Raw genomic sequence first — 26,476 nt, 5'->3', positions numbered from 1 at the left:
ATTAAAAATATAGAAATGAAACATTCTAAATATAGAATGCTATTTTATCTAAAGTGCTAAAATGACGGAGTGTAAGCATAAAAAATCGTTTTTTGAACAATGTTCAGGAATTCCAATATGAGCATTTATTCACTGCAATTATTATCGGCTCACTCGTTTTATCTCATTTGTTGTTGCGTAGATAGAAGGTAGAAGTTGCTATTAAATACCAAATGAAAATGAAATGGTAATACAAATCAATATCATTAAGTGTGTGGTTTTGACCTGTACTCTTACTATAGACGTTGTAAATGATTTTTTACCTGTAGTGTTGGAAATACTTTAATAATTTAATGTTTAAAATAAAACTGACGATTAAATAGTAGGTAGATTGTAATCTTAAATATTTTTCAATTATCGACTGTCGATATATTGACATATTTGCAGCTGATTTTTTGACGTGGCAATAATATATTCTTATTTTTAATTTTTTTATTTTAATAATGGTGATGTGTGATGTTTATTTTTAAATATATATCAATTTAACATTTTTAAATGTAACAAAAAGTATTGTTTCAACGCATCTGTGATGTAATTATTTCTTTTAAAACAATTGGTTGGGTTGTTGTTGTTTGTGGTTTTATCGTATTGATTAATTTTGTTTATTATACGTTTTTTGTTCTATGCATTATAAAATGCAGCAGCGAATAGAATGAGTTCTTTGCGCTTTCACTGTATAAAAATAACCATAAAAATGGATTAAAACAGTGGTTATAGAATAGTGTTCTAAATTTTAAATAAAACTTAGGTCACGACACATTTATTGAGAGAAAATAATGTCATCTAAATTAAAAAAACTATCTTTATCTGTAGCATTTGCTCTAGCTAATATAGCTGCAATTGGTGCTGCAAATGCTCACGGTTGGGCTGAGTTCCCAAGTGCTCGTCAAAACACGTGTTATAACGATGGTGGTTTTTGGTCAAATGCGATCCCTAACGCAGCGTGTAAAGCATCGTACGAAAAATCAGGTGTAGAGGCATTCATTCAACGTAATGAAGTGGCATCTTTGAATCCTAATTACAATGATATCAATACGGTTAAAGCGAACATTAAAGATGGTCAACTTTGTGCCGCGGGTATGCCAGGTAAAACGGGTCTAGATATCCCACATAAAGATTGGCAAAAAACGGAAATCGTTCTTGATGCAAACGGTGAGTTCGATTTCGTGTGGACAGCAACAGCACCACATAACCCATCGTTCTGGGAATTTTACCTGACGAAACCCGGTCACGATTTTTCACAACCTTTAAACTGGGATGATCTAGAACTTGTTCATACGGCAGGTAATGTGATGCCAAGTGATGGCTCACCTTACAAAACGTATAACTTTAAAGTGAAGCTTCCAAAGGATCGTTCAGGTGATGCAGTACTTTACACTCGCTGGCAGCGTATTGATCCAGTGGGTGAAGGTTTCTACAACTGTAGTGATATTATCATTAAGCAGTCTGGTAATGGTGGTGAAGTGACGCCTCCACCAGTTGTTGGTGGTGATATGAACGCAATTCCAGGTTACTTTGTACCTGCGGGTTACCAAGTACCAGCTGAAGGTGACATTGTCCGTTTCCGTCTAATGGCACCAGTAACGGGTGCAGAAGTGTTTGATCACCGTTTAGTGATCACTGCTGCTAACCAAGCTACATGGGTAGAAACACTAGCATCTGAGATTAATGCTCTAGATTCAGAAAAGCTTATTGTAGGTGTATGGAACCAAACTTCAGGTCAATACGAATTTAATGACTCTAATATTCATGCAAACCAAGTATGGGTATCAGAGAAAGATTACGCTTTTGCTGTTAGTACGATTAAAGCACTAGAGCCACTACCACCAGTTCCACCTGTTGATCCTGAAGAGCCAGAAACAGAAGTGCCTGAAGGTAGCTGGAGCAAAACGGCTGTTTATAACGATGGTGATGTGGTAACTCACCTAGGTAAGACATGGAAAGCTGGTTGGTACACTAAAGGCGAAGAGCCAAGCAAAGCAGATGTGTGGAAACAAGTACTCGCTGAAGGTGAAAAACCAGAACTGGGAGCTTGGTCTTCTTCTAGAGTTTACAACGAGAATGACGTTGTAACTCACAACGGCTCAAGTTGGAAAGCTGGTTGGTACACTAAAGGCGAAGAGCCAGGAACAACGGGTGATTGGGGTGTTTGGCGTAAGCTGTAACCTTAACTAAAAGAGAAGCCTATATCTACTGGATATAGGCTTTGTTCTATTCGATAAGTTAGAACTTATGAGTTCGTCAGATATTTTGTCGGCAAGAATAGCAAGAAGTTTTGATCGCGCTCTATCTAACATTATGCTCTATTATTGAAAGCCAAATATGAGAGTAAGCAAAACTACCCAATGTTGTTGCACAAAAACACCGATAAAATTGTTCAGTATTCTGTTTTTAAAGATCCAAGAATAAAAGGATTTGATCTTGCTCGATATAAATTTAAGCAGCCCAAAAAGTAAGGTGAAAGTAAATACTTATCAATGACCTCATTATTTGATTTAGCTTAATCATCATTTATAAAGTGAAGCCCGAATAGGGCTTCGCTTTTTTTTTAGGGATATTTATGATCTGGTTCGATATAAAGTATGAATAGGTTGTTAATAGCTACTTATCAGAGTGAATATTTTTGAAAGAGAGGGGGTGATGAGAAAAGGAAAGTAAGAGATCTCAATTGTATCAAAATGTTAATTTAGTAACGTGTTACCGTCTGTTTTTTAATATATATGCGGATTAGTGCTCAGAAAATGAATAAAAACAGAATCGATAAAAAAAACTTATAACCTCAATTAAGTTTTCTGTTTGTGTTGTTGTTGTTAAAAGATGAACATTAGTTTTACTTTTATGGACTATGTGTAGCAGTAAGGAAACATAGTGAACACAATACAAAAAAACTTTAAGTTGATCGATAAGCCAACATTCTTTGGCGCACTCGCAATGTTGATCTCGGTGGTTGTTCCACTGATCCTTTTCCCTAAAGAAGGGGCTATCTGGATTGCGACAGCAAAAACATTCATGACAGATAAACTCGGTTTCTTATACCTAGCGTTAGGTTTAGCTGCTGTATTCTTTATGGTTTACATTATCTTCTCTGATATAGGCCAAATTAAATTGGGTGATGCAGACGAAGAGCCTGAATTTAAAACTGCATCATGGGCTGCAATGCTATTTTGTGGTGGTATTGGTGCAAGTATCCTTTATTGGGGGGCTATTGAGTGGGCTTACTACTACCAAAGTCCGCCTTTCCAATTAACACCAGGAAGTGAAGAAGCGGTACGTTGGGCTGCGACCTACGGTGTATTCCACTGGGGACCTGTTGCGTGGGCTATCTACCTTGTACCGGCTGTGCCAATTGCTTATTTCTTCTATGTTCGTAAGCAGCCTGTCTTAAAAGTTTCTGCAGCGCTAATGCCTGTTATTGGTGAAGCACGTAGCTACGGTTGGACAGGTAAAGTTATCGATGTTCTTTTTATTTTTGGTTTATTAGGTGGTGGTGCAACAACATTAGGTTTAGCCGCACCTCTTATTACTGAAGGTTCAAACTACCTGTTCGGCACACCAAAAAATACAGAAACACAAATTTTCGTACTACTGATTTGTACTTTAATTTTTGGTTACTCAGCATATGCGGGTATGGAAAAAGGCATCAAGATCCTAAGTAATATCAACTTCTGGGGTGCGCTTGGCTTACTTGCGTTTATCTTGGCTGTTGGTCCTACTATTTTCATGCTGGAAACAGGCTTAGATTCACTAGGTCGTATGCTGTCTAATTTCTTTGTGATGGCAACATGGGCAGAGCCATTTGGCGGCTACGGTTCATTTGAAGACACGCACTTCCCACAAGATTGGACAATCTTCTACTGGGCATGGTGGTTAGTGTTTGCACCAAGTATGGGTCTGTTTATCGCACGTATCTCTCGTGGTCGTACGATCAAGCAAATGGTAGCGGGTTCTATCTTCTTCGGTTCAATGGGCTGTTTCCTATTCTTCATGGTACTGGGTAACTATGGTTTATCGCTACAGCTATCGGGTCAGTTAGATGTGGTGTCGATCCTGAATGCTGAAGGTGCAACAAAAGCGATCTTCTCTATCCTAGAACAACTGCCATTTAGCACATTAGTTATCGCTGTATTTACTGGATTATGTTTAATCTTTACAGCGACAACGTTTGACTCAATCTCGTACATTCTGGCCTCTGTTGTACAAAACGACGTAACAGAAGAGCCAATGCGATGGAACCGTCTGTTCTGGGCTTTCGCAATGTCATTTATGCCATCGGTATTGATGTTCATGGGCGGCTTAGCAACACTGCAAACTGCGGCGATTGTAGGTGGCTTACCATTACTGTTCATTACTGTAATGCTAATGATTTCAGCAGTTAAAGCTGCAACATTAGACTTGAGTCACCAAGAAGGCTACGAAGATCCTGTTATTAACATCGAAGATTTACCTGATGTTGATCCATGGTCAAAAGAAGGCATGGCGTTAGCGAAGTTTGAGCAATTGAAAGATGTTGCGATTGAAGCGGCAGATGCTGAGCGTGATGCACTGAATGCAATCTGGAAAATTAAGAAAACAATTCGAGCTGAAGCATTAGCCCGTGGTGATAGTGGCGCGGATATGGGTGAGGTTCCTGCTGAATTAGCAGAAGAGTTACACCGCCTAACCACAGAAGCGATGGCAGCGAAAGAAACCAAGCTTGAAGCATCAGCACAAGCACAGGAAGCACGTGTTGTTTTCAATGAGTTGATGAAAGAGAGAGAACAAGCAGCAATAACTGAAGCAACCGCTTAATAACTAACGTTATTGCATTCATAAAGCGATCCTTAGGGGTCGCTTTTTTTATTTTACTTGCATTGAGATAACAAAATAAAAATATCAAAGAAGTAACAAGTATCTTTGTAAACATTGATACGTTAAAGTTTTGACTTACCGATACGCAAAACATAGCACAAGAAGGGGAATGATAATGACAAGCCGAGTATATGTACTTGCTCAATTTAAACCAAAAGCAGGGAAAGAAGCTGAATTATTTGATGTGCTAAAAGCATTAGAGCCGGATTCATACCGTGAAGAAGGTTGTATTCAATATATGTTGACGCGTCAGATTGATCACCCTAGTGCAACTCGAAATGATTACCCGATTGTTTTTAATGAAATCTGGCAAGATGCTGAATCGTGGGCCGCTCATGGTCGACGTAAACAAATCCAACATTTCTTTAATAGCCAAGTTAAAGATCCAGCAGGGTTAGTCGAAGATGCCATTGTTACCGCTTACAGTGATGAAGGTTACGATTATGATGCGCCGTGTTTTGATGTATAGATAGAGGTCATATTTTTTGAATGTTAAAGATGCCCTGATAATGTTGATATTACAGGGCATATTTTGATTAGAACGGTATTTTAAAATGCGAAAAACAGATAAAAAAATAGATAACACCATTATTTCGGCCTTAACGGATGTTTGCCATATTGCCCAACAAAGCCAGTCAGGTTTTCAATGGTTAACACACAATGTTAATTATCAATCTTTTCCAGATAGTTTAACGGTTACGTGTGTTTATGAGATTGAGCCGACCGATACGGTTAAAAATGAGATGCGTTTATTAGTAGCAGATAAACTCGCTGAAATTGGTATTGTTTTAAAAGATAACCATCGTAAAATTTTATTTGCGAATAAATAGCCGCAGTAATGGTGTTATTGGATGATGTATAGCGTCATAAATTTGGCATAGGTTGCAACTTTGATGTAATTATTGATAGCTCTCTTGTTATTTTGTCTTACCACTTGTGTTATTTCTCTAAAAATTGTGGGTTTGGTTGCGATGTAAAAATGCGCTCGTAATACTGACAACGTATATCCACGATAAAATAACAAGTTGAGAAATAGAGGTTGAGGGTTTAAACATAGCTCTCATTATTCATCATCATTTATTTTGTCATCTTGTAAACTTCCAAATCAAGGATGATAAAATGCTGAGAATTAAACCAGCAAATAAAGTCGCTTCAATTGCTTTATACCTATCAGCTGCAATAGGGCTATTTGCTACCCATGTTTCTGCTAAAGAAATCCCTTTTGAGCTTGGTGTTACGAAAGTCACTAATGGCGATATTGTCTCTTTTAAAGGGGAATGTTACACCGCAAAAAATAACCCGGGAACGTGGGAAGCACCAAAATCAGGTTCATGGTTTTGGGTGCCGGTAATCTGCTCAAGTGATACCGTTGAACCGCCTGTCGCGCCTACTGTTGTCGAACTTCCTGTTACTGAGCCACCCGTCATAGACCCAGAGCCACCAACAACAGACATACCTTCTGATATTACCACTTTTGTGTTAGGTGAAACTCGTGTAGCTAATGGTGATATTGTTTCTTATCAACGACAGTGTTTTATTGCGCAAAATAACCCTGGGGTATGGGAAGCACCAAAAGCCAGTTCATGGTTCTGGGCTCAAACAAGTTGTGGCACTGTTGAGCCACCAATTACTTGTGAGTTACCTGAAGTATTAATTGAAAATCAATGTGTGATACCGCCTGTTGAATGTCCTGATGGCAGCAGCGCAGCAACGGTAGATGAGTGCCCAGTTGCTCCGCCTGTGGTGTGTTCTGATGGAAATTCTGCTGATTCTGTTGAGTTTTGTCCGCCAGAAAAAGTGGTCTGTGAAGATGGTAGCCAAGTTGACGATATTGCACAGTGCCCTGTCATACCTGTGACGTGTCCTGATGGAACAACTGCAACTAAGGTTGGAGATTGCCCGGCTATTGATGTACCAACAACCATGACAGTAACCTCTGATGGTAACGGAGGATACTTAATTCCACGTGCTGAGTTTATTGCAATTGAACAAAGCCTAACCAGTGGTGAGTTATTCGATCGGGTACGTTCAGATACTGTAACGTTAGATAACGTATCAGTAGAAGCGGTATTACCATTACGTGCAGCGAATCCTGAAAACGTAAAACGAGCAGAGTCGATTGTAAATGAAGCATTATGGGAGTTCTTGTTCCCGATCCGCAATCAAGCTTATACCTATAATCGTTTCCTTCAAGCGATTGCAAAATTCCCTGCGTTTTGCCGTACCTATAATGATGGTCGAGACTCTTTAGCGATCTGTAAGCGTTCACTTGCCACTATGTTTGCTCATTTTGTACAAGAAACAGGGGCTCATGCGCCAAACTGGGAAGGAGCATTAGGTAATCCTGAGTGGCGTCAAGGTTTGTATTATGTGCGTGAAATTAACAAGTCAGAAAGTGATACCACAGGCCCTTACAATAAATGTACTGGGTGGGCTGGTGATCGCTGGCCTTGTGCAAATAAGAGTTACTTTGGACGTGGAGCAAAACAGTTAAGTTGGAACTATAACTACGGACCTTTCTCTGAGGCTATGTTTGACGACAAAATGGTGCTGTTAGAAAAACCAGAGCTGGTGGCTGATACATGGTTAAATCTTGCGTCTGCAGTTTTCTTTTATGTCTATCCACAACCACCAAAGCCGAGTATGTTACATGTTATTGATGGTACGTGGCAGCCAAATGCAGCAGACAAAGCCAACGGTATTGAGCATGGCTTTGGCGCCACGATTCAAATCATTAACGGTGCCTTTGAATGTACGAAAGGATCGACAACACCACAAGCTAAAGCGCGTATTGCTTATTATAAAGAAATCACTAATTACTTAAATCTTGATATCTCAGGCGAGAAGTTAGATTGCGCTGATATGAAACCGTTTAATACGAGCGGTGCAGGAGCACTAGAAGTGTACTGGGACAAAGATTGGAGCTGGGATGCGAATACTCCAAGTAATGCTAGCTTCAAATGTAAGTTAGTGGGTTATCAAACCGCTTACAGTGCATGGAATGCTGGCGATTACGAGCTGTGTGTTGAAGATAATTTCAATGTACAGGCAACGGGCGTGAATGGTGACATTATTCCTAATTAATTAGGATCCAAAAGTAAATAACAAAGCCCACAGTGATGATGAATTTCAGCTGTGGGCTTTTTCTTTATAGCAAGAAGACGCTATAAAAAGGGATATTATAACCAACCTTTACGTTTAAAGTAGAGGTAAGGTGCAAAACCTGCCAGTAGCATGAGCAATAGCGCATAAGGATAACCGAGCTCCCAATGAAGTTCAGGCATAAACTTAAAGTTCATACCATAGCTAGATGCAACTAATGTTGGCGGAAGAAATATTACTGATACCACCGAAAATATTTTAATAATTCGGTTTTGCTCAATATTAATGAAACCCATAGCCGCATCCATCAGGAAGTTAACCTTTTGGAATAAAGATTCATTGTAGGGCAATAGAGATTCAATATCGCGTAATACTTCGCGTGCTTGCTCTAACTCACTTGCTGGTAAACGCGCTTTTCTTACTAAAAAGCTTAGTGCGCGCTGAGTATCCATAAGACATAAACGAATCTTCCATCCTGCATCTTCTTGCTCTGCAAGACTAGATAAGGCTTTGTCAAAATGCTCGCCCGGTTTACCACCTAAAATGACCTTACCAATTGACTCTAACGCGCTGTAAATGTCTTCAATAACATCAGCCAGTTGCTCAATTTTTGTTTCAAATAGATCTAACAGCAACTCATAAGCACTACCTTGTTGTAAATGTTGAGTACGTGCTCGCATTCGGTAAAGACGAAATGCAGGTAATTCACGCTCACGTAAGGTAAATAAGCGACCATCACGGATGGTAAAAGCCACTGTTGAGTTAGTGGCATAATCTTCAGCATCCTCATAATAGAAGAAAGAGTGAATATGAAGACCGTCTTCATCTTCAAAAAAGCGCGCACTAGCCTCAATATCTTCTAGTTCAGGGCGAGTTGCTAACTCTTGACCTAGTTCTATTTGAACGCGATCTCGTTCTTCTTCATTGGGTTCGATAAGATCAACCCATAATGCTGATGAGATTGGATCTTTATCTTCTAAATTCAAACGTTGTAAACGGAAATCGTTCAATTTAAATGCGTTTAGCATGTTTATATCTCCGCGAATGGTGATGATATTAACAACACATTAAAACACAATTTGAAGCAAGATAAACAGAGCTTCTACCAATACAAACTGGTGGAATAAGATTTAAACAAAAGCAACGAACAATAGGGCTGCGTATGCTGACAGTTAAACGTTGTCAACTCACACGCAAAAGCAGGGGAGGACAGATTAACGAGGAAAAATATTATTCCAGTATCGACTGGGAGTGTTCAAAGTGGTGTCCTCTCAAATGATGGTGTGCGCATGTTACGCTTGAGCTCATAGAACATCAACTAGCGCTATTGCAACATTAGATTTGCGCTAAGATAAGTTAGGTAAATGGCTCATTCAGCGTTGATTCAGGAAAGTTATTGTGAGCAGATAACTGCTAGGACGGTTGTGGTTGTGTTATTTAGAGAGGCGTCTTCTCTACTAACGCGAGGAGTATTAATGAGTAACTATGGGAAAGAATAAAGCCTTCTTCAAACACGGAAGTCGCGAAGAAAAAGGCTATATCAAATTATGACTTTCTATTTTTTATGTTGAAACAACCATAAAGTGATAATAAAAAATCACATAATTTTAATTGCTTAACTAAAAACAACCATAAAATGATATTGCCCAATACAATCATAAATTGATATTTTTGTGATTTGTATTGTTCGACATAGTTAATGAAGTAAGAAAATTACTTTCAGCAATCTGTCGCAAACACCCTTAATAAGCAATTGTACTACTAACCACTTAAAGCCAACACTATTCAAACATTACATCCCAACCATACGCTGCATACTTTGGGTCCAAGAAGCTTTAAAGGCAGTATCTTGGGCAAAAAGCTTATAGAGTTCTAATTCGTCTTTGCGACGTTGAAGCATGATTTCTTTCAACATCTTTTCAAACGCTAACTCACGCGTATGAGGATCAGCATTGTTTTGGTATTTAGCTTCGAAATCTGGGTGATTTCGGATACTCTCTGCAATGTTCACAAATTTAACCCGCTGTTCTTCTGGTGTTGCACTCCAGCCTTGGAACCAACGTTCGTTAAAGACTTGGATGATTTCATCTAACGGGTCTTTCTCAGTCTCACTACCATGAGCTCCGCGAGGGTTCGGGTTTTGAGGATCTAACTCAGTCTCAGAGTCATCTAGCTCGATGGAGTGATTAAGTTTGACTCTTTGTAATCCATAAGAGCTTAAATCGACTGAATCCAGCAGCGAATCGAGGGTTTCTTTATCAGGATCTTCTATCGAAAGTTTCGGAATTAAGAACTTTAGGAACCAGAATAGTTTTTCCCAATGAACGACCTCATAGGGCATGATAGACGCCATTTGACCGTAGATTTTCACAAACTGTTTAGCTTTTATCTTAAAGTCGATTTTAAGTTCATTCTCTAGATCTAATTCATGATTAAAACGCGCAGCAGCGACATCAATGATTGGGCTCAGTTCCTGAGCATCTCTTCCTTCAAAGAAACGTTTGTTGAATTCCTCAACTTCAAACCACTCATAAACACCAGTGTCGTCCATCTCATCTTTTAGCTCATGAAGAATATTGACATCTGTCGCTTCAGAAAGCGTTGTCGATGTATAGAAAGGGTCGAATGCGGTTTTGATATCATCCACTGAGTTGAAGAAATCCAACACAAACAGATCTTCCGTTTTCTTACCGTACTTTGGTGCCGAACGATTCAAGCGAGACAGCGCTTGCACACACAGTACACTCGTCAGTTTTTTATCCACATACATGGCACAAAGCTTCGGTTGGTCAAAACCTGTCAAATACTTATTGGCCACGACCAACAAACGGTAAGCATCCTGATCTACATGCTTAGGAATTGGGGAGTCCGACTCCTTACGCTTGTAGTTCACATCAAAGTAATCTTTGGTATCACCTTCTGGGAAGCCATTAAGATCTGCTTCAGTGTATTCAATACCATCAACTTCTTTGGTGCCAGAAAAGGCAATGGCAACTTTAAATGGGTTGCCGATCTTATCGAGTTGTCTTGTTAACGCTCGATAATAGCGGATAGCTGACTCAATATTTTGAGTCACCACCATACCTTTGCCTTTACCTTTTAGCTTCTTACCGTTGATCACATGCTTAATAAAGTGCTCAAGCATGATCTCGGCTTTGGTATCTATAGTTTCTTGGCTTGCCTCTACATACGCTCGCAAACGCTTCTGCGCTTTTTTACTATCGAACTCTGGATTATCTTGGATTGATTTTTCAATCTCGTAATAACTCTTATAAGTCGTATAGTTGGCAATAACGTCGAGAATGAACCCTTCTTCGATGGCTTGTTTCATCGAATACAAATGGAAAGGAGCGTAAGTTCCGTCCGCTTGTCGCTGACCAAACTTTTCTAGAGTAGTGTTTTTGGGCGTTGCGGTGAACGCAAAATAAGAGGCATTTCCGCGCATCTTACGTGAACGCATAGCCTGTAGGATTTTGTCCTGAGCATCTTCTAGCTCTTCCACTTCCTTTTTACCCATGGCACGGTTCATATTGTCATGAGCTGAGCCTGACTGAGAGCTGTGGGCCTCATCAATAATGACGGCAAAGCGCTTATCACTTAAATCGGCAATTCCATCAATAATGAACGGAAACTTCTGAATGGTGGTAATGATGATTTTCTTACCATTCTCAAGTGCTGATTTTAGCTCCGATGATTTAAACGCAGGCGCGACAATATTCTTCACTTCGGAGAACTCTTTGATGTTGTCTCTCAGCTGCTTATCGAGCAATCGGCGGTCAGTAACGACGATGACCGAATCGAATAGAGGCACTTCTTTTCCTCTACTTCCTGGTAGATCATCGCTGATAGGATAGGTTTCGATGAGCTGATATGCAGCCCATGTAATCGAGTTAGATTTACCTGAACCAGCCGAATGCTGTATTAAGTAAGTTTGCCCAACACCATTAACCGAGCAGTGGTCAATCAATCTGCGTACGACATCCATTTGGTGGTATCGAGGGAAAAACAAAGTTCGTTTATCTAACTGTTTTTTGCTGCTGCCATCAAGACGAACAAAGTGCTGAATAATATTGGCGATACTTTCTTTGCGGAACACCTCTTGCCACAAGTAGGCCGTCTTGTGTCCATGTGGATTGATCGGGTTACCTTTGCCAAAGTTGAAACCTTTGTTGAACGGCAGGAAGAAGGTTTTTTTCCCTGCCAGTTTGGTCGTCATATAGACTTCATCAGTATCTACCGCCATATGAACCAAACAGCGTGCAAAGTTGAGCAATGGCTGCTTTGCATCTCTATCGTCACGGTACTGTTTCTGACCATGATAAGCCGCATTTTGTCCCGTCCAATGGTTTTTAAGCTCAAGGGTAATCAGCGGAATACCATTAATGAAAAGCACCATATCGATTTCTTCCAATGGATTTGCATTGGAATAACAAACTTGGCGAGTCACGCTAAACAAGTTGGCAGAAAAATCTTTTTTAACTTTCTCTGAGCTACTTGCGAGTGGGGCAGGGTATAATAACGTTAGAAATGCATCATCAACGTCTAGCCCCTTTTTCAACAAACGTAGAACACCATGACGTTTGATCATACGATCATAGCGCTCAAGGATTTTTCTCTGCCAATCATGAGGACTGGTGCGCTTTAACTTTTCTAATTCACTCGCTTGAGTATCTTCGAGGAACTGCCAAAACAAACGGGTATCTAAAGCGTACTGTTTGTCAAAGTCACTTGGAGAACCAATAAGATAAAGCTCATTATTGTAATTAAGAGGCGCTTCACCCAATGCTAACTCTTCTTTACAAATACCGGCTAAGCTTTTTTCTATTGCGGCCTCTAATGCTTGTTCATTTGTTTTACTAACCATAAATCCCCGTTGTTTGTTTTGATTATTCAGAGTCTTTATTAATGTTCGTAGTGCTGTTTAAAAACAGTCATCATATCTTCTAGATGGTCATCTATTTGCTGTTTGCCCCATAGTCCCTGACCTTTTACACCGAATATCTCTCTTAATTTCAGTGCATCAAAATGGGACTTCCTATCGAAATCAATACGCTTTTTATCAACGTCTTGATTGCTATAAGCGGAGTTTTCTCCAGGACTAAGTAGTACTAAATTACCAAATGAGTTCAAAGTTTCATATGCTAACTCACTCTTATATTCATCATTTTGAGGATGAACATGTTCTACTGAATTTTTGGACGTAATTCGGTACTTTTTGAACTTATTCAACTCTTCAGAAGACAACGAAGATTCAGAGGCCTTCATTTGCTTCCAAATCAAATACTCAAGCTTCTGAAACCAGTAATGCTCGAAACTTGTACCCAACGACTGTTCAAAATATGTCGATTGAGACTGCCAACTCTGGCAGTTGGGCTCTATGCCTTCAGCCAGTGCGAAGCTGGCCTCTTTTTGAGTATCAATTGATAGCGACATTTTGTTGTCGATGCTTTCTAGCAGCTCTAACGCCTCAGAGTCTTGCTTGATACTCGAACGGATCAAGCCTGAAATAAATGGTGTTAACCAATACTGGGCGCTGCGCTCACCGGTAAAGTTACGCACACTCTGTAACAGAACTAGCTCACTTATGTTTTTCTGTTCACGGTTTATGTAGCGCTTACCCTTTGATTCACTCGTGTACTGGCGAGTTAAAGCCAACTGCTCCTCAGTCGCATCATCACGCTCAACCCATTTCACAACCCAACGGTCAAACTGGTAGCGAACTTGCCATAGCGTTTCGATGAACAGTTTTACCGATTGTTCATCACCATGGATAAGTGGGTCGAATATCTCCAATAAGCGATCACTATGCAGACGTGGCTCAATATCATTATGATCATTAAGCGCTAAGTAGACTCGGTAAGCGTGAATCAATAACAGCGGGAACTTGATGATTGGACGACAGTAAACTGTTTCAACGTCTAAGTCGTAGGTTTCAAACTTCTCTTGCTTGGTGTTATCATGAATTGTACTTGCGCTAACTTGTGATGCTAACTGAGCAATCGACAAGCCAGATAACGGCTCTGACGTTTCATCTTTTGCAGCGAAGCGTTCAGCATCAAAAGACGCCAAGTGTTCGGGGTCAATATTGTACCAATCCGCATTAGAAAATACTTTGCGTACATTGCGTTCAAAATAGTTTTCCAGATGCTCACACGCCACCCACATTGCATCATATTGCGCTTTGTCAGTTTTAATTAGTTTGAACAACTTCGCCTTTAAAATATCCGCTTGTTCTAACTGAATACCGGCGGTATTCATGGTAGCAAACAAGCGGTTTAGATCCATTTGTATTGGCACAATGTTGTTAACCCACTGAACTTGGTGGTAAAGGTAGTCTCCCATCGCCTCTGCACTAACCTTCCCATCGGAGTCGAGCTTTTTTACCTCCTTGGTCAAAACATCTAATGCAGTGCCTATCTGCTTCAAGTATTCATCACCGCTGATAGTATCTCTCGATGGAGTTTGGTAGTCTTTCAGTCCAGCTAGACCTCCCAAGAGTTCCTGTACTTGGTCACGGATTGCGAACTGTAGACGAGGCTTAGCTTTACCTTCTTTTGTAGTGTATACAGCCAATTCAGCTAACTCAGACTGGACATCAGCACGCTTAAAGGCAATAGCCATTAGCATTAATGTGGTGGTCCGTTGCTGACCATCTATCAGCTCGTAGATCCGCTCTTCACCCTGTTCAATGCGGGAAGACAGGATGGTGCCAATAAAGTAGTTTGGCTCTTTTAATCGACACGCTTCTTTAATATCTCTAAACAGTAGCAAGACGTCATCATCAGACCAAACATAAGGACGTTGATAGCTCGGTATCACAAATTGATATGCACCACTCCATACTTTCTCTAATGAGAGTAACTCAGTTTTTACTTCTATTTTTTCCATACGTCCAAACCACATCATTTAACAGCTTCAGTAAAAGAGGCAGAAAATAATCTAGCATATTCTTCACTTGTGACATTCTTCTCTACAGATAAACTGAACTCACAAATTACTTTATCTATGAATTTTTGCTTAGTGCTACTCTTCTGTGATTGTGGTGACTTCTCAGCTTTAATAATCCCCTCTGGGTTTACATAAAGAACGAAGCTATCCAGCTTTTCAAACAACTGTCCACTCGAGTAACTCATTGCAATCCAATCAAGTACTGGCGTGTCCTTTACAAAACTCGGTATTGATTTTTCTCTAACAGCTGTTTGGTTACTCACTCGACGAGAATAAACAACTCGGAATAACTTCTTTGCTGCAACTTCAAGTTCAGACTGGCCATGCTGACTGATATAAAGTAACAAACAAGCATCGTACAACTGCTTTAGATAATCACACCCTTTGAGCGTGCATACACAGTTTTGATAAAATGAGTAAAAACCAGGCGGTCCCTGAAAGTTCTCGTTATCAGATAAGTAAGTATCTTGAAGCCCCTTGAAGTATTGCAGATACCGAATTGTATTTGCCCCACTATTAAGAGGCTGTCGAAGTGCATATCCCACTTCAGGTTGCATGAAGGTTTCACGACCATCATCGAAATGTGAACGTAATATCCTTCCATAAGCGATATCTTCTCCTATCTTGGGGGAAGAAAACTCATCAACCACATTTTCTACAATGAGACGTTTCTGAGTGTGCAGGGGCACCTTTTTCTTGGATATGTCCTTTGAGTCTTTAAAGAGGTTATACTGTTCCCAGTAGCGACCTCTTAATAATAGGTCCACCACTTTGTTAATCTTCTTTAAATCCTCCCACATAGTCGCAAAGAACTTAGTCTTATGGGGAGACTGTTTATCTATCACATTCAAATGATGTGCTTTAATAATATCTGGCCCTGCTAATCGCACCCCGCCCGTGTTTTGGGTTTCAAAAAAGCGGTAGGCTTCATCTTCACTGTCGGTCACTACCAAAGTGATGTTGATTTGCGCAAAGTCGATATCAGCCAAAGATGTTTCATGCTTATACAGCCAACCGAGGTTGTGTTTAATTTGCTGCTGGCTCTCCGGGGATTCATAAACCAACTCAAGGTCGGAGTGTTTATTTGCTAAGTGAGAAATCAACGCCATTGTGGTCAAACGTTGCTGACCATCGATGATATTCAGCTTGCAGCCTTGTTGATGCAAAATGACACTGCCCAAGTAAAATGGGCAATGCTCTGCTTCAGGTTTACCAGCCAGCTCTTGTTGATGAAGCTTAAAGTCGTTCAATAGACGAGTGATTTGTTCTTCATTCCAGCGATATGGGCGCTGATATTCAGGGATGGCAAGCATCCCATGAACATCTTTTTCAACCTTACCGTCAGAAGCCAAAATCGGCACACCAGAAAACAGATTTTCTAGTGTGCAACTGGCAACAACAACTGCCATTTATGCCAACTCCGTCACTTTGATTTTACCTGTAACGGCGCTGTTGATTAGGGTAGTTTTGTATTCTTTTAGTTTACTTATCTGTTCATTTAGATGCTTGATACCCGCATCTAACTTTGCTGATTCTTTTTCAATAAAAGACACTATATCTTCCTGCTCTTTTACAGGAGGAACCACCATAAACAAAGGCGCTAAGTTATTGTAACGAATTCGCACGGCACGTTGACGAACTGCATTGCAAATAACCTGAATATACTTAGCAAGAGCCATTTCTCTTAGTAAGTAGGCAAAATAATACTGTGACACGTTAACACTATTGATAGGATCACATATCACGTATTCAGGCGTACATTTTCCATCAGAGTCTGAAACACCAATAGCGCCTTCAAAAGCATCCATTGAGTTAAGAACCAGTTGCCCTTTTCTGATGCCCTGATAGCCACCTTCCAAGATTGCTTCAGTGTACCCACCTACACGGCGGTTCGAGCGTAAAGTGACCTGCCCATCCCTGTAAGAAGTAACAACACCATCTCCTTTGCGTACTGGTAGTCGGCTCTGCGTGAATAGGTTCTTAAATCTTACAATCCCCCAGTGTTTGGGAATTTCTCCTATCCAATCCACACCAGAATCTTGCATCGGCACATTGGTCTCTAAGCCTTGAGTAACAGCCTGCTGAATAATAACGTGTTTACGTTCTATCAGCCTTTCGATTTGCTGTTGTTTAATATAGATAGCTTCATTTAATTGAGAGACTTTTTTATCAAGATAACTAACGATTCGAATCTGTTCTTTTTCAGGTGGCACTACAACAATAAAGTTATTTATTGAAGACACAGAAACTCCGCCGATCAGTCCTGACATCGACAGTTTAAACTGACTTTGGAAAGGTTCCGAGAAAAGCGAATAATATAAGTATTTATTGAGTACCTTTTCACTAGCAATACAAGCTAACTTATTCACAAAGCAAACATCTTGAGCCGTAAACGCAATTTTTTTTCCTGCGCTACCGCCCTCAATACATAGTAAAGTTGATTGCTCAGGAGCCACCTTAAAATGTCGCCTATCGAATGGGATTCGAACCCCATTTTCGTAATCAATTCGAGACGTTTGTACATCAATGTCTTTTGACGCTATATACGCCCTTCCAGGTAGCTCTGTTGAAACGTAAGTATCTTTTAAAGTCGGCGATATACTGTCACCAGTAAAAATACTGGCCAAATATTTTAACTTTGAAGTCTGCCAAGTTTGGGGGACCTCATCTAACCATTCAATACCAGACTCTTTGTAAGACTCATACTTGGGCATCTGCTTAATCATCGTATCGATCATTCTCTTACCCTTGAACCTTAGCCACAGAGATGCCCAAAATGTCAGCAATTAAGCCTTCGGCTTTTTGCTCAAGCGCAATGATGTCTTTAGCTACCTCATCCATTGAGCGCAATGGCTTATGGCGATAGAAGTACTTGTTAAAGCTGATTTCGTAACCAATCTTGACGGATTCTAGGTTCACCCAAGCTTCATCCACATGCAGCTTTACTTCATCAAGGAAGTATTGATAGATGCTCTGTTCTAGTGGTACAGATTCGCTGTCACGCAGATCTGAGCTTGATTCATAAGTCACAAACTCGTTGTGGTTGCCCGTTGGGTAGTAACCGAAATCTGGCAAGTCTTGAAGCTCGCATTCGTAGTTTTCTAGCAAGTCATCTAACTTGTCTTGCTTTAGCTTGGCGACTTTCTTGATGACTTTTTCTGCGTTTTCGTCATACCAGCTTACCGCATCCAAGATAGCTTTCTTTTCAGGTGCGGAAAGCTTAAGGCTGAGTGATTTCAGATCCGCGTCTACTCGCTCTTTGAACTGATTAAAATCGTTGTAAACGTCGTCACCAATCTTGCTGTGTAATTGGTTTGCCGCATTAACAAGTGTTCGTTGTTTGATCCAGTTTTTCGTATCCAGTAATTTGGTTTTCGCTGCTTTGTTTAAGCTAGTATCGTTTTCTTCACACCACTTGATGATCTCTTTTTCAATCCCTTTAACAAAACCAGCGTCATAGACTTGCTCGCCATATTCGGCGTACAAGTACTCCATCACTTCACGCAGTGATTTTTCAAAACGTAGCGGCTCAATTAGGTCTGTTCGGAATTGGGCACTGCGGCGATCAGGGCGTTCAATATTCACTTTGTAGTAACCAAAATCTTGATTCTTGAATACTTGCGCAGCAATACCCACCGAATCGCCTTTCTCGTCGATCGCTCGTTCAACGGATTGGTTATCTAGATAGGTCGAGACAATGTCTGCAATGTGCTCTGGTGAGAACTCACAGTTTTTGTTACCCAAGTTTTTGCGTAATTTACGGAACAATAAGCTAGCATCAATCAGCTGCACCTTACCTTGTCGGCTTTCAGGTTTGTTGTTATTAAGCAGCCAGATATAGGTGGTAATACCCGTGTTATAGAACAGGTTGTTTGGTAACTGAACTATCGCATCCAGCATGTCATTTTCGATAATGAAGCGACGAATATTACTTTCACCACTACCAGCATCACCTGTAAACAAACTTGAACCATTGTGAACAGACGCAATGCGTGAACCTAATGGACTTACTTTTGGGGACTTCATTTTAGTGACCATTTCCATCAGAAACAGTAACTGGCCATCACTTGAGCGAGGGATTGCATCTTGTTCTGACTCAACACCCCAGTAGTCTTTTAGCGTCACTTTAAAGCGACCATCAATGACATCTTTACCGTCTTTGATGTGCTTTTGTTCACTTGCCCAACTCTTACCGTAAGGTGGGTTAGAGAGCATAAAATCGAAACGCTCTGATGAGAATTCATCGGTCGAAAGCGTTGAGCCAACACGGATGTTTTCTGGGTTATTACCTTTGATCATCATATCTGACTTACAGATGGCGTAAGTCTCATCGTTGATCTCTTTACCGAATAGGTAAATATCACGGTTTGATGCAGGGTATTTATCTTCAACAAAGTTTTGTGTTTCTGTCAGCATACCGCCACTACCACATGCAGGGTCATACACGGTGATGGAAAGGGGCAAGTTATCTTTGATAGGGTCAAAAACTAAACGCGTCATTAACTCAATAACTTCGCGAGGGGTGAAGTGTTCACCTGCTTCTTCATTGTTCTCTTCATTAAACTTGCGGATCAACTCTTCAAACACATATCCCATACCAAGGTTGGTTAGTGCTGGTAGTTTGTAACCATCAGGGTCTTCTTTTACTGTCGGCGTTAGGTTGATGTTTGGCGAAACAAACTTCTCTACCACATCTAGCAGAACGTCTTTAGCTGCCATGTGACGGATTTGAGCTTTCAGGTTAAAACACTCAACAATCTCTTTTACGTTGTCGCTAAACCCGTTGAGGTAATCTTCAAAGTTAGCTAGCAGAATCTGTTGGTTGTTGGTCGCAGTGTTGAATAGCGTCTGTAGTGTCCACTTAGAGGTGTTGTAGAACACATAACCGGATGCAGCACATAATGGAGCATCATCTAGCTCGGTTTCATTCATCTCTTCTTTTTGGAATTTAACTTCTTCCAATACCGCTTCTTTTGATGGCTCTAAGAGCGTATCCAGACGGCGTAACACCACCATAGGCAAGATAACATCGCGGTATTTACCACGAACATAAACATCACGAAGACAATCGTCGGCAATCGACCAAATAAATGAAACGAGTTTATTATGTACTGAATGGTCCATTTGGGATCCTATTTCTTTGTTACCCACACCTAACCGTGTGGACGGTATTAATCTTATTGGTTGAAACCAGGAAAAAGCTCGATGCTTTCTAGACCTGATAACACATCTGTATTCTTTAAGTGCAGCTGATATTGTGCAGCGTTCAAGGAGCCATTTTCCGAGCAGTCCACATTCCACTGCGTGAGTAGGTATCCCACTAGAGCAGAACGAACTTCAATCTTTAGTTTTCCTTGAGTCATTTCATAATCAAGTTCAATTGCCTTTGGATGCTTGATTTGAGGATGGGCGCCAATCTCAAGGTTAATGATGGTATTCCAAGCATCGTCGAAACTTGAACACTCACTAGTTTTAGGTGGTGTTGCTGAATTCTCTACTTTTGTAAATCGACTACATACAAAATCACGAAAACTGTTCGTCTTTCTATCAAATGCCCGGACATGCCAACGATGACCATTGTTTATGATGGCGTGAGGAACAATGGTTCGATTACCTGCGCCAGAGGAAAGTGAGTGGTAGCGACATTGGATAGCCTGACTATTATGAATTGCTCGCATCAATGCTGCGACAATACTTTGTTTCGGCTGCGTCAATCGAACAGCATCAAAGCATACCTGAGAGTCGTTTCCTTGAAGAGAGGCTCCGTGCCCTTTTATCAGTTGATTCAATGCTTGATTAGCATCATGAGAAAATAGGGGGGTGAAGCTATCTGTACGCACATACTGCTTGGTTTGGTGTACGAGCTCAGCATTATTTGGTGCTAATTCCCTGTAAAGTGTAAGATCTCTAGAACAAGAAGCTAACCCCGTTTGAAATTGTTGAACTAGATCTGCTCTTGCAACCACCCCATAGTATTCGAGGCAGAAATCGATGAATACTAAACGTTCTCGCTGAGCGTAATTGAGTTTATCTATTGATTCGTGCGTCATAGGAATAAATGTGGAATATTGATAAGAAGATTCTATATCATAAACTTGCACAAGTAATCATTTTGATACTATCTTTTTGATATAGAGCAATATCAATTACCATCAAGGATAGATAGCCTCGTGTTTTTGCAAAGACCTAAACCTTACAGCAATGAAAGCTTGGAAAGTTTCTTTATACGAGTTGCTAACAAAAATGGATATGATGATGCCCATTACTTTCTTGTGGCTACCAAACGCTTCCTTCAAGACATTGACCATCAAGGTTATCAAACCTTTCCTACGGATATTGAAAAAATAAACCCATGTTCGGCTAAAAACAGTTCAAGTTCCCGAACCGCCTCATTGTTAAAATTTGCGCAATTAACATTTAATGAGCCAACTGAATTACTTGGATTAGCAATAAACAGAACAAACTTAAAATACTCACCGTCAACAAGTGCAGTAATAAGGGAAGCGGAAGTGTTTCCTCGTAGTTTGCTGCGTAGTAAATCGTTACCTTGTTGTCCGTTATGCCTTCAGGAAAATGGATACGCCTCTTACCTTTGGCATTTCAAGGGTTATGACCAATGTCATATTCATAATATTCCTCTTACCTTTTCCTGTGTTTGTGGGGCAGAATTTGACTACCGAGTCACTGGGGTAAAAGGAATTTGCAGCACTTGCAAAGAGCCTATTATTTCAAAGAGCGAAGAGAATAGTGATAAGGCAACATTTACGGTTGCAAGTTGGCTCGCCGGCAATGAGTCTAAAACTTTGCCTGATCTTCCAAAAAGCTATCGTTGGGGTTTAGTTCATTGGTGGATGCACATTAATGACAATAATTTCGATCATCTATCATTCATCTATTTTTTCTCAAACTGGCCAAGTTCATTTCATTCAATGATTGATGATGAAATTGAATTTAATCTTGAGCACGCTGTTGTCAGCACATCCGAATTGCGATTAAAGGATCTTATTGGCCAATTATTTTTCGGTTCAATTCGTCTACCTGAACGAAATCTTCAATACAATATTGTTCTAAGAGAGCTTCTTAGCCACTTAGAAAAGCGATTATGGCAAGATAAGGGATTAATCGCGAACCTTAAAATGAACGCGTTAGAGGCAACTGTATTGCTAAATTGTAGCGTCGATCAGATAGCATCGATGGTTGAACAACGTATCTTGAAACCAAATCGAAAAACCAAACCCAACAGCGCTCTTGAAGTCACCGATTATCTATTTCATTTCGGCGATATTTTCTGTCTTTGGCTTGCGGAATTCCAAACCGACGAGTTTAACCGTTCGTTCTATTTGTCAAGGTGGTAGATGCAAACTCTGAAAGAGCTAATTGAATCAACTCCTGACGACTTAACGAAAGAACTTAAGTGCGCATTCCGACCACTCACACCGCATATTACTATTGATGGGAAAGAACTTGATGCATTGACGATATTAGTCAATTTAACCGATAAGACTAATGATCAAAAAGACTTGCTTGACCGAACAAAATGCAAGCAAAAACTTCGAGATGAAAAATGGTGGGCTGGCTGCATTAACTGCGTTAAATACAGACAAAGTCACAACCCCAAGTTTCCAGATATACGTTCTAAAGGTATTATTCGAGCCGAAACACTTGGCCAAATCCCCAGTTTCTTACTCTCATCCTCAAAAATCCAACCCTTCCATTGGTCATATTGCCATGATGCAAAATATGTCAATAAGAGTGCATTTCTTACCAATGAGTTTGGTTGGAATGGTGGGATATCATGCTTAGCTGAGCTTCTCAAAGATGAAGAGCATCCACTTTGGAAAACTTTATCGAAATTGGGTTGCTATCAAAAAACTCGCAAAGCAATAGCAAAAAAGTTAGCCTCAATAGCTCATGCAACTATTAATGTTCCGCTTGTAACGAATTACCTGACTCAAATATCTCTCCCCGATGGCGACTCATCCTATATTTCACTCTCTCCAGTTACATCTTTAGCGATGCAAAGTCACTTTCATCAAGGGCTCCAAAGTGAATACCAGTATACTGCGACGACGCGGTATAGTCGGCCTACTAACATGGGGGTTACTGCGATGACATGTGGTGGGGCATTCAGAATGTTAAAATCTAACGCTAAGTTTTCCATTACTCCTCATCATCGATTAAACAGTAAACGAAACTGGTTAACGCCAGAACATGTTCAAGCATTAAAAAAGTACCTGCGCCTCAAGAAACGCCTTATGCCTGAAAATGCACGAAATGCAAATCGAATAAGATACAAAACTGCGATTCAAGATATGGTCAGATCTTGGTTGGCAATGCAAGACCGTACCCTTGATTTATACATACTTATCCAACATTTGAATAATGACTTATCTTGCATCGCTGCTACCAAACGTTTTGCTTACGATCCAGCAATGACCAGACTCTTTACTGAACTTTTAAAAAGAGAGTTATTTGATTCAAAGAATGATGGCATGCACCATACTAATGGATCATTTTTAGTCCTACCGAATATTAGGGTTTGTGGTGCAACAGCTTCGAGCTCTCCGGTAACGGTTGGTATTCCGTCACTCTCTGCTTTTTTTGGATTTGTCCACGCATTCGAACATAAATTGAATAGTTTCAATTCCACATTTCGTGTCGAATCCTTCGCAATATGTGTCCACGAATTACATGTTGAAAAGCGAGGCTTAACAGCTGAGTTTGTGGAAAAAGCCAATGGAATAATATCAGCTCCTGCAACCCGTGATGACTGGCAGTGTGATTTAATATTTAGTTTGGTTTTGAATACCAATGTTGCTCAATGTATTGACCAATCTATAGTAATTAAATCACTACCAAAGCGGTTAGCTCGAGGTTTAGCAAGGATTGCGATTGCCGATTTTAAATATATCAATTCATTCTCAGACATAGAAAAAGCGATCCAATCTCTGCCTATTAAAACAGGAAGATGGTTATCACTTTATACTGAATCAATAAATGATGTTGACGAACTATTAGCAGCCCTGAAAGAAGATCATCAGCTTATGGCAAGTTGTGTAGGTTATCACTTGTTAGAAGAGCCTAAAGATAAACCTAACTCTCTCAGAGGTTACAAACACGCTTTCGCTGAGTCTATCGTTGGACTAATTAAACTAATTACTTTGAATCAAACCATCGATGCCAATACCATTTTATGGTCACTAAAGAGCCATCAAAACTTCCTAGTGGTGCAACCAAGGAGTATCAACGATGAAACTACCGACGAGTCTAGCCTATGAGCGTTCTATCAACCCATCAGACGTCTGCTTTTTCGTCGTTTGGCCTGATGATAAAAAAAAACCTTTAACATATACATCTCGCACTCTAGTCGGACAAATGGAATCGGCATCATTAGCTTATGATTCACCAGGAACCCCCAAAGAAAGCGCTACAGCAGAGGCTTTAGCGCAGGGTAATCTTCATCAGGTTGATTTCTGTCATGTTCCATTCGGAGCAAGTCATGTCGAATGCTGCTTTTCCGTCTCTTTTTCTTCTGACTTACGCAAACCGTATAAGTGTAATTCAAGTTTAGTAAGAAAAACGCTAATACAACTTACTGATCTCTACCAAACTCACATCGGTTGGACTGAACTAGCAACTCGATATTTGATTAATATATGCAGCGGAGCATGGCTATGGAAAAATACCCGCCAAGCTTATTGCTGGAACATTGAACTAACCCCTTGGCCATGGGCTGGAGAGAAGGTTAAATTTGAAGACATCCGTAATAACTACATATCACGAAAGGACTTTGAAAGTCATAAAGATTGGTCGGCCATAATAGAAATGGTCAAAACCGCTTTTTCTAGCTCTAATGGGCTGGCTATATTTGAAGTCAAGGCCACCTTGTACTTGCCAACCAATGCTATGGTGCGGCCAAGCCAGGCTTTCACGGAAAAAGAAAATAGCAGTAAAAGCAGATCGAATTATCGAAACAGCCGAGTCTTTCAGAAGACAACTATTGATGGTGAACGTAGTCCTATACTCGGTGCTTTTAAAACTGGGGCGGCCATTGCGACCATTGATGACTGGTATCCGGGAGCAACTGAACCTATTCGCGTTGGAAGATTTGGTGTTCATAGTGAAGATGTTACTTGCTACCGTCACCCATCCACAGGAAAAGACTTCTTTTCGATACTGCAACGAGCAGAGCATTACATTGGAGTGTTAAGCGCTAATAAAGCTCTAGATAAAGAGACTATCAACGATATGCACTTTTTGGTGGCTAATTTGATTAAAGGTGGAATGTTCCAACACAAAGGAGATTAAAGATGAAATGGTATTACAAAACAATCACCTTTATTCCAGAGCGATGCAACAATGAGTTACTTGTAGCAAAGTGCCTTCGTGTACTACATGGATTTAATTATCAATATGAGACAAGAAATATTGGTGTGTCACTTCCCCTCTGGCGAGAGGAAACGGTCGGTGAGAAGATTTCATTCATCAGTAAAAGTAGGATAGAGCTAGACTTATTGCTTAAGCAGCATTACTTTATTCAAATGGAAAAACTTCAATATTTTCATATATCAAAAACTGATCTTGTTCCAGAAGATTGCAAATACGTTTCGTTTAGGCGCTGTCAAGCTATAGATAAAGCGACACCAGCAGGGCAGGCAAAGAAAATTAGACGTTTGGAAAAACGAGCACTCTCTAGAGGCGAATCTTTTGTCCCATCATTTTTTATTCAAAATGAGCATGTCGTACTACCTCATTACCACTCTCTTGAGGAGTTTAGCAAGAAGACAAACAGTAACTTTCGACTTAATATTAGAATGATCTCGGAGCGACAACCTGAAGGTGGCTCGATTTTTAGCAGCTACGGTCTATCAAACTCAGAAAACTCGTTACAACCTGTCCCTCTAATTTGACCATTATTTTTAGGCCTTTGGTAACTATATAATTTTAGGAGTATTTTATATATCCTAAGAAAAAGGGTGAAAACACTTCTTAGCATTTAATTAATTGAAAATAATGAGCTAATCTTTTATTAGTAACAGTGAACTGCCGAGTAGGTAGCTGATAATTTTACCATGTTGATACACATTAAAAAGGAGTCGTGAACTGCCGAGTAGGTAGAGCTCGTCCACAACATCAACACTGTTACTTTCCAAACAGCCACAAGGCTGTTTGTTTTAATCTTAGGTGAGGACTATAATCCTTATTACTACTGAAAAGTAGTTGATAATAAACGTACCACCTTCATTCGAGTACAAGGACAATTTACTGCTGAATAAGTAGATAACTACGGAAGAAGTTCTTTAACATCACACTCGAGTACCTGCGCTAATTGGTAGGCTTTTTCGAGTGTGATGTTCACTTCTCCTCGCTCAATTCGCCCAACGTAACTTCTGTCAATGTTTGCTTGCAAAGCTAGTTGGTCTTGGGATACGCCTTTATCTCGGCGTTTATTGCGTAAGTTGCTGCCAAATTTTTTCGCTAAGTCTTTCATTTTAGTTGAATCATAAAATGAAAAACTATCTACGCTTGATGCAAATAT

At 40.2% G+C, this 26,476-nt stretch carries 17 protein-coding genes; 9 read left to right on the top strand and 8 right to left on the bottom strand.

Going from position 1 to position 26,476, the window contains the following annotated elements:
- The first annotated feature begins 815 nt into the window (after positions 1-815).
- The 5 genes from C9J40_RS10995 to C9J40_RS22255 all read left to right on the top strand — a co-directional run bounded on the left by C9J40_RS10995 (position 816) and on the right by C9J40_RS22255 (position 7,971).
- A complete protein-coding gene (locus tag C9J40_RS10995; protein ID WP_107207016.1) occupies positions 816-2,204 on the top strand; it encodes a lytic polysaccharide monooxygenase in 1,389 nt (462 codons plus the stop codon).
- A gap of 712 nt (positions 2,205-2,916) precedes the next feature.
- Positions 2,917-4,827: a BCCT family transporter gene (locus tag C9J40_RS10990; protein WP_107207117.1), complete on the top strand. Its 1,911-nt coding sequence runs from the start codon at positions 2,917-2,919 to the stop codon at positions 4,825-4,827.
- A gap of 175 nt (positions 4,828-5,002) precedes the next feature.
- Positions 5,003-5,356 carry a putative quinol monooxygenase gene (locus tag C9J40_RS10985; protein ID WP_107207015.1) on the top strand — a complete coding sequence of 118 codons (354 nt, stop codon included), beginning with the start codon at positions 5,003-5,005 and terminating at the stop codon, positions 5,354-5,356.
- A gap of 85 nt (positions 5,357-5,441) precedes the next feature.
- Positions 5,442-5,717 carry a hypothetical protein gene (locus C9J40_RS10980; RefSeq protein ID WP_107246849.1) on the top strand — a complete coding sequence of 92 codons (276 nt, stop codon included), beginning with the start codon at positions 5,442-5,444 and terminating at the stop codon, positions 5,715-5,717.
- Between the two features lie 289 nt (positions 5,718-6,006).
- Positions 6,007-7,971: a chitinase gene (locus C9J40_RS22255; RefSeq protein WP_233217732.1), complete on the top strand. Its 1,965-nt coding sequence runs from the start codon at positions 6,007-6,009 to the stop codon at positions 7,969-7,971.
- 95 nt (positions 7,972-8,066) lie between these two features.
- Here the strand turns inward: C9J40_RS22255 and corA are convergent, their stop codons facing one another.
- The 7 genes from corA to C9J40_RS10940 all read right to left on the bottom strand — a co-directional run bounded on the left by corA (position 8,067) and on the right by C9J40_RS10940 (position 21,038).
- On the bottom strand, positions 8,067-9,017 hold the full coding sequence (corA, locus tag C9J40_RS10970) for a magnesium/cobalt transporter CorA (protein WP_107207013.1): 951 nt from the start codon (positions 9,015-9,017) through the stop codon (positions 8,067-8,069).
- Between the two features lie 764 nt (positions 9,018-9,781).
- Positions 9,782-12,853 (bottom strand): type I restriction endonuclease subunit R, encoded by a 3,072-nt coding sequence (locus tag C9J40_RS10965; RefSeq protein ID WP_107246848.1) that lies wholly within the window; start codon positions 12,851-12,853, stop codon positions 9,782-9,784.
- Between the two features lie 38 nt (positions 12,854-12,891).
- Positions 12,892-14,877, bottom strand: a complete 1,986-nt coding sequence (locus C9J40_RS10960; protein ID WP_107246891.1) for a DUF262 domain-containing protein — start codon at positions 14,875-14,877, stop codon at positions 12,892-12,894.
- Positions 14,878-14,891: 14 nt separating this feature from the next.
- Positions 14,892-16,346, bottom strand: a complete 1,455-nt coding sequence (locus tag C9J40_RS10955; protein ID WP_107246846.1) for a DUF262 domain-containing protein — start codon at positions 16,344-16,346, stop codon at positions 14,892-14,894.
- Complete coding sequence (locus tag C9J40_RS10950; protein ID WP_233219362.1) at positions 16,347-17,675, bottom strand: restriction endonuclease subunit S; 1,329 nt, start codon at positions 17,673-17,675, stop codon at positions 16,347-16,349.
- A gap of 4 nt (positions 17,676-17,679) precedes the next feature.
- Positions 17,680-20,061, bottom strand: coding sequence for a class I SAM-dependent DNA methyltransferase (locus tag C9J40_RS10945; protein WP_107246845.1), 2,382 nt, complete (start codon positions 20,059-20,061; stop codon positions 17,680-17,682).
- A gap of 53 nt (positions 20,062-20,114) precedes the next feature.
- Complete coding sequence (locus C9J40_RS10940; RefSeq protein WP_233220314.1) at positions 20,115-21,038, bottom strand: WYL domain-containing protein; 924 nt, start codon at positions 21,036-21,038, stop codon at positions 20,115-20,117.
- 69 nt (positions 21,039-21,107) lie between these two features.
- On the opposite strand from C9J40_RS10940, the gene C9J40_RS10935 reads away from it, so the two are divergent.
- From C9J40_RS10935 to cas6f, 4 genes are read left to right on the top strand one after another with little or no spacing between them, the layout of a single operon-like run.
- The gene (locus C9J40_RS10935) at positions 21,108-22,292 is read left to right on the top strand and encodes a TniQ family protein (protein ID WP_107246843.1); all 1,185 of its coding nucleotides are present in this window, start codon (positions 21,108-21,110) and stop codon (positions 22,290-22,292) included.
- Positions 22,293-24,215: a type I-F CRISPR-associated protein Csy2 gene (locus C9J40_RS10930; protein ID WP_107246842.1), complete on the top strand. Its 1,923-nt coding sequence runs from the start codon at positions 22,293-22,295 to the stop codon at positions 24,213-24,215. It abuts the gene before it with no gap.
- On the top strand, positions 24,187-25,245 hold the full coding sequence (gene csy3, locus C9J40_RS10925; protein WP_107246840.1) for a type I-F CRISPR-associated protein Csy3: 1,059 nt from the start codon (positions 24,187-24,189) through the stop codon (positions 25,243-25,245). The genes C9J40_RS10930 and csy3 overlap by 29 nt, the downstream gene beginning before the upstream one ends.
- 2 nt (positions 25,246-25,247) lie before the next feature.
- Positions 25,248-25,847 (top strand): type I-F CRISPR-associated endoribonuclease Cas6/Csy4, encoded by a 600-nt coding sequence (gene cas6f, locus C9J40_RS10920; RefSeq protein WP_107246838.1) that lies wholly within the window; start codon positions 25,248-25,250, stop codon positions 25,845-25,847.
- A 374-nt stretch (positions 25,848-26,221) separates the two neighbouring features.
- Here cas6f and C9J40_RS10915 read toward each other — a convergent pair whose 3' ends face one another.
- Positions 26,222-26,428, bottom strand: coding sequence for a helix-turn-helix domain-containing protein (locus C9J40_RS10915; RefSeq protein WP_107246887.1), 207 nt, complete (start codon positions 26,426-26,428; stop codon positions 26,222-26,224).
- Positions 26,429-26,476: the final 48 nt, after the last annotated feature.

Source organism: Photobacterium sp. GB-72 (assembly GCF_003026095.1).
Classification (GTDB): Bacteria; Pseudomonadota; Gammaproteobacteria; order Enterobacterales; family Vibrionaceae; genus Photobacterium.
This window is presented reverse-complemented; position numbering and strand designations above follow the sequence as displayed.

Excerpts from the sequence above, each read along its gene's own strand:
- C9J40_RS10945 (WP_107246845.1), bottom strand. The coding sequence starts at position 20,061 with ATGGACCATTCAGTACATAATAAACTCGTTTCATTTATTTGGTCGATT.
- C9J40_RS10915 (WP_107246887.1), bottom strand. The coding sequence starts at position 26,428 with ATGAAAGACTTAGCGAAAAAATTTGGCAGCAACTTACGCAATAAACGC.
- cas6f (WP_107246838.1), top strand. The coding sequence starts at position 25,248 with ATGAAATGGTATTACAAAACAATCACCTTTATTCCAGAGCGATGCAAC.
- C9J40_RS10930 (WP_107246842.1), top strand. The coding sequence starts at position 22,293 with ATGCAAACTCTGAAAGAGCTAATTGAATCAACTCCTGACGACTTAACG.
- corA (WP_107207013.1), bottom strand. The coding sequence starts at position 9,017 with ATGCTAAACGCATTTAAATTGAACGATTTCCGTTTACAACGTTTGAAT.
- C9J40_RS22255 (WP_233217732.1), top strand. The coding sequence starts at position 6,007 with ATGCTGAGAATTAAACCAGCAAATAAAGTCGCTTCAATTGCTTTATAC.
- C9J40_RS10985 (WP_107207015.1), top strand. The coding sequence starts at position 5,003 with ATGACAAGCCGAGTATATGTACTTGCTCAATTTAAACCAAAAGCAGGG.
- C9J40_RS10960 (WP_107246891.1), bottom strand. The coding sequence starts at position 14,877 with ATGGAAAAAATAGAAGTAAAAACTGAGTTACTCTCATTAGAGAAAGTA.
- csy3 (WP_107246840.1), top strand. The coding sequence starts at position 24,187 with ATGAAACTACCGACGAGTCTAGCCTATGAGCGTTCTATCAACCCATCA.
- C9J40_RS10965 (WP_107246848.1), bottom strand. The coding sequence starts at position 12,853 with ATGGTTAGTAAAACAAATGAACAAGCATTAGAGGCCGCAATAGAAAAA.
- C9J40_RS10995 (WP_107207016.1), top strand. The coding sequence starts at position 816 with ATGTCATCTAAATTAAAAAAACTATCTTTATCTGTAGCATTTGCTCTA.
- C9J40_RS10980 (WP_107246849.1), top strand. The coding sequence starts at position 5,442 with ATGCGAAAAACAGATAAAAAAATAGATAACACCATTATTTCGGCCTTA.
- C9J40_RS10955 (WP_107246846.1), bottom strand. The coding sequence starts at position 16,346 with ATGGCAGTTGTTGTTGCCAGTTGCACACTAGAAAATCTGTTTTCTGGT.
- C9J40_RS10950 (WP_233219362.1), bottom strand. The coding sequence starts at position 17,675 with ATGATCGATACGATGATTAAGCAGATGCCCAAGTATGAGTCTTACAAA.